This is a genomic window from Phaeobacter sp., from assembly GCF_022825805.1.
GTDB lineage: Bacteria > Pseudomonadota > Alphaproteobacteria > Rhodobacterales > Rhodobacteraceae > Phaeobacter.
Map to the genome: position 1 here is coordinate 1 of NZ_JAJDWC010000130.1, position 3,647 is coordinate 3,647.

Sequence of the window (3,647 nt, forward strand, 5' to 3'; positions counted from 1 at the left end):
TTCCATGCCCTTGCGCAGAGGGGATGAGCGAGTTGGGTTTTTACGAAGTAGCTCTATTAAGGCGCCAGAGAATTCCTTATTCAGGCCGCGGCGCTTCGCAATTCGATGCAGATAAGTTTGGACGTCCTGAGTGCGTCCTGACAGCGCCACCCTTGCGAGATGGACGAAATCTTTCTCGATTCCATCATTATTTGCCATTTGAAAACCTCTGTATCTTATTGTGTTTATTTGAGCGCTAGCTTAGATGGAAGAAAAATGTTTTTCAAATACAAAATTCTTCCATTTAGGGATTTCTGTTCATTGGCACACCAGCGCCCTGGCGCTGGCCAGGCTCTTGGCTGCGCCCGGAGCCGCGTTGCTCGCGTCTCCGCCGTTCGGTGTCGATCCCTTATGCATGTATCAGATGAGATCGCGGGCGAGACCGCGATCGATTGAACCAGCGGTCAGCCGGGTCTCCGCTCCGCTCTAACCCGGCTGTCAGGTTCTCAATCTTTGGTTCCGCCTGCCATCCGGCCGACGCCCCGAACAGGGGCTCTGGTGTCGCGCGAGCGCGCCAGCCTCTGCGGAGAAATCCGGTTCCTCCCACGCGGGGGCGCGGGCCCCTCCCGTTTTCACCGCTCTGGCCCCCTGTGTCAGGTCGCCGCCCGGCCGCAGGACGGGCCTACACCCTCACCTGCTCTGCCCAGCCGAAAAGCACGGGGGCTTTTCGGGCTGTGAGATCAGTTGAGGCCTCCGCCACTGGCGGTAAGCGGGCCAAGGCCAAGAGGTCACGAGCAAATGACACTGCGCCGCTCCCACTTTGAGAAGGAGACTGGCCATGGGCCTTGATCAATACGCATATGTCAAAACAGCCGAGAGCGGCGATGAAGGTGAAAACGCCAAGTTCACATGGCGCAAGCATTCCAAGCTGCAGACCTTCATGGAAGGGGCAAGCCGTCTCCGAGAGTGCCATCAAGAACGCGCTGCATCCCGATGCGATCAAAGCCACCGACCGCCGTGCCAAGTTCGTCGGCATCGAAGCTTACAAGGCTGAGGGTGGCGCGGTCACGCGCGATCTCTTTTCCGACGAGGTCTTCCTCGCCTCCCCTGCCCTTCTGGATCGGCTCTTTGCTGAGAAGTTGGAATCGGCACGGGCCGATCTGGTCGAGACCCAAGGCTGGGCAAACGCAACGCGGCAATGCGCTGTCGGGTGCCGTGGTGGGGATGCGCTATGCGGCCAGTCGACGTGTATTGGGTATGCCCCTTTTGATCATCGCCATCACGTCGGCGGGCGCTCGTGGCATTCCTGAACTGGCCCCGGCCCTGACCGAACTCCAGCTGGGCTTGGCCGCAGAATGGTTCAGTGTGTTAATCGCTGTCACGGGCCTTGGATCGGTCATTGCCGGGTGTTGGAACCTCGCCGCCCGCGACCAAAGTACGCGTACTGCGATCCGGCAAACGGTGATCTTTGGCTTGGCCCTGGCCCCTTGCGCGGTTGGAATTGCCTTTGCCGAAACACTTTGGCTTGCGATGCTTCTGTTCACCGCGCTGGGTTTTGCGATCACGGTAACGGCGGTCAAATCGCAGCAAGTTATTCAAAGCCTTGTGGATGATTCGATGCGGGGCAGGGTAAGCACGTTGTATTTCCTGTCCTTCCGGGGCGGTACCGCCTTGGGCGCGCTCTGGATGGGCACGGCCAGTTCGGTTCTTGGGCTCTCAATGACTTTGGTCATCGGTGGCTTGTTCTGCGCTGGAGCCTGGTGGCTAACGCGCGACCTTGCCAATGCGCCGATATTGCCAGACACCGATGAAGCCAAGGCTCCATGAACCGCAATCGCTCATGCAGTCAGCAGGTCACCAAACCAGCGGCATATGGCCGGTTTGGGATGGTTTCTGCACAATGTCATCAGGCCGCACAGGTCGGCGCAGATGTGCTTTCCGCGGGTGGGACGGCGGTTGATGCCGCGATTGCCGCGTCTTTTGTGTCCGGTGTGCTTGAACCGTGGATGAGCGGCCCTTTGGGTGGCGGCGCCATGTTGGTTGCCCACCCTGACAATCATCCGGAAGCGATTTTGTTCAACCCCAAAAGTCCAGAGGCGCTTGACCCTGCGCAATATCCGCTTGAACCGGGCCACCGCGCCAGTGATCTTTTCCCATGGGCCGCTGTTGTTGATGGCCGCATTCCTTGGGCTGAGCTTGTTGCCCCAGCAGTTACTGAGGCAAAACAAGGTATTCCGTTGGATTGGTACAGCTCATTGGTGATCGCCACCAAGGCCTGCGAGCTGGCACAAGACCCCCATTGCGCGCAGATGTTTCTGGATCAGGGGCAGTGGCCCAAAACCACGACTTGGACCATGACCGAACCTCGGATGATCCCGCAACCTGCCGCTGCGTGTAGTCTTGAACGATTGGCTAAGGCCGGACCAGAAGATTTTTATCACGGTGATTTAGCCCGACAAATTCTGCAAGATGCTGCCGAACAGGGCGTGCCACTATCGGCAGACGACTTAAGTAAATACCGCCCCGAGGTTCTGCCTGCGTTGTCGGTACCAAGCACGACAGGCTACCTTTGGGCCACGCCCGGGCTGACCGGGGGGCCAACACTGATTGATACTTGGCAGCGGTACCAAGCGGCTGGCGTTCGCGACATCGCCGCAACCCGCGCGGCACTTTTGGCCGCAACGGCGCAACGGCGGCAAACCATGGGGCATAACGCCAATCCGAGCATAGCCGATTGCACTACCCATATTTCAGTCGTGGACCGCGATGGTCGGTTGGTCAGCTTGACCCAAACCATTCTGTCGGTCTTTGGTGCTTGTCTTCTGGCACCGCGCTCAGGTTTTTTGTTCAACAATGGGATCATGTGGTTTGACCCAAAACCCGGCGGGCCGAACACGCTGGCACCCGGGCGCACCTGCCTGATGAATGTCTGTCCTGTTGTCGGGGAAAGCACAGCGGGGCGCTTTGCTTTGGGGGCATGCGGGGGGCGAAAAATCTTGCCTGCGGTTTTCCAAATTGCTGATTTTTTGTTGGAAGGGTGCACCAGTCTGGAAGGTGCTTTTGGCGCACCGCGCATCGATACACCCGAGGCTGCATTGACCATCGTTGATCCTCGTTTGCCAATGGCTGCACAGGAATCCTTGGCACAAAATGGATCTTTGCGCATGATCGCCCCCAGCGCCTTTCCCGTGACCTATGGCAGCGCCGTTGCAGTGATGCAGACCGCCGATGGCTTTGAAGGCTGCACTGAGCCGCATTCGCCATGGGCAGATTCAGTTGGTCCTACCAGCGTCAATGAGCGTTCAAAAGTGACCTACCTGGTATGATGCAAAGCCAGTAATCGGGGACTGTTGCATTAGTCGCCGACATTGGTGACGTTGGGTGTTTTGAGGTTGCCTATGCCGCGTAGATCGCCATTCAAACACCACCGCTTTCCGCGCGACATCATTCTTTGCGCCGTCCGCTGATACTTGAGATTTCCGCTGTCCTACCAAGATGTCGTCGATTTATTAGCGGAGCGAAGCATTGAAGTTGATCGTTCGACCGTGTTTCGATGGGTTCAGAAATTCGGCCCTGAAGTGTCCAAACGAACAGAGAAACACCTGCGCCGTGCGAGCGTCGATTGGCACGTAGACGAAACCTACATCCGCGTCGGTGGCAAGTGGCGC

General features: G+C 58.0%; 4 protein-coding genes. 3 read left to right on the forward strand and 1 reads right to left on the reverse strand.

Annotated elements, in window-relative coordinates; all coding sequences use genetic code 11:
- On the reverse strand, nt 1–198 hold a 198-nt coding region (locus Q0C28_RS15105; RefSeq protein WP_293577007.1), incomplete at its 3' end, for a hypothetical protein.
- A 626-nt stretch (nt 199–824) separates the two neighbouring features.
- Between Q0C28_RS15105 and Q0C28_RS15110 the strand changes: the two genes are divergently transcribed.
- Genes Q0C28_RS15110 through Q0C28_RS15120 form a run of 3 tightly spaced genes read left to right on the forward strand, consistent with a single transcriptional unit; the run spans nt 825 to nt 3,305 of the window.
- A complete protein-coding gene (locus Q0C28_RS15110; protein ID WP_293577009.1) occupies nt 825–1,289 on the forward strand; it encodes a hypothetical protein in 465 nt (154 codons plus the stop codon).
- The gene (locus Q0C28_RS15115; protein WP_293577010.1) at nt 1,237–1,806 is read left to right on the forward strand and encodes an MFS transporter; all 570 of its coding nucleotides are present in this window, start codon (nt 1,237–1,239) and stop codon (nt 1,804–1,806) included. Before Q0C28_RS15110 ends, Q0C28_RS15115 begins: the two co-directional genes overlap by 53 nt.
- Nucleotides 1,807–1,865: 59 nt before the next feature.
- Nucleotides 1,866–3,305: a gamma-glutamyltransferase gene (locus tag Q0C28_RS15120; protein WP_293577012.1), complete on the forward strand. Its 1,440-nt coding sequence runs from the start codon at nt 1,866–1,868 to the stop codon at nt 3,303–3,305.
- Nucleotides 3,306–3,647 lie beyond the last annotated feature (342 nt).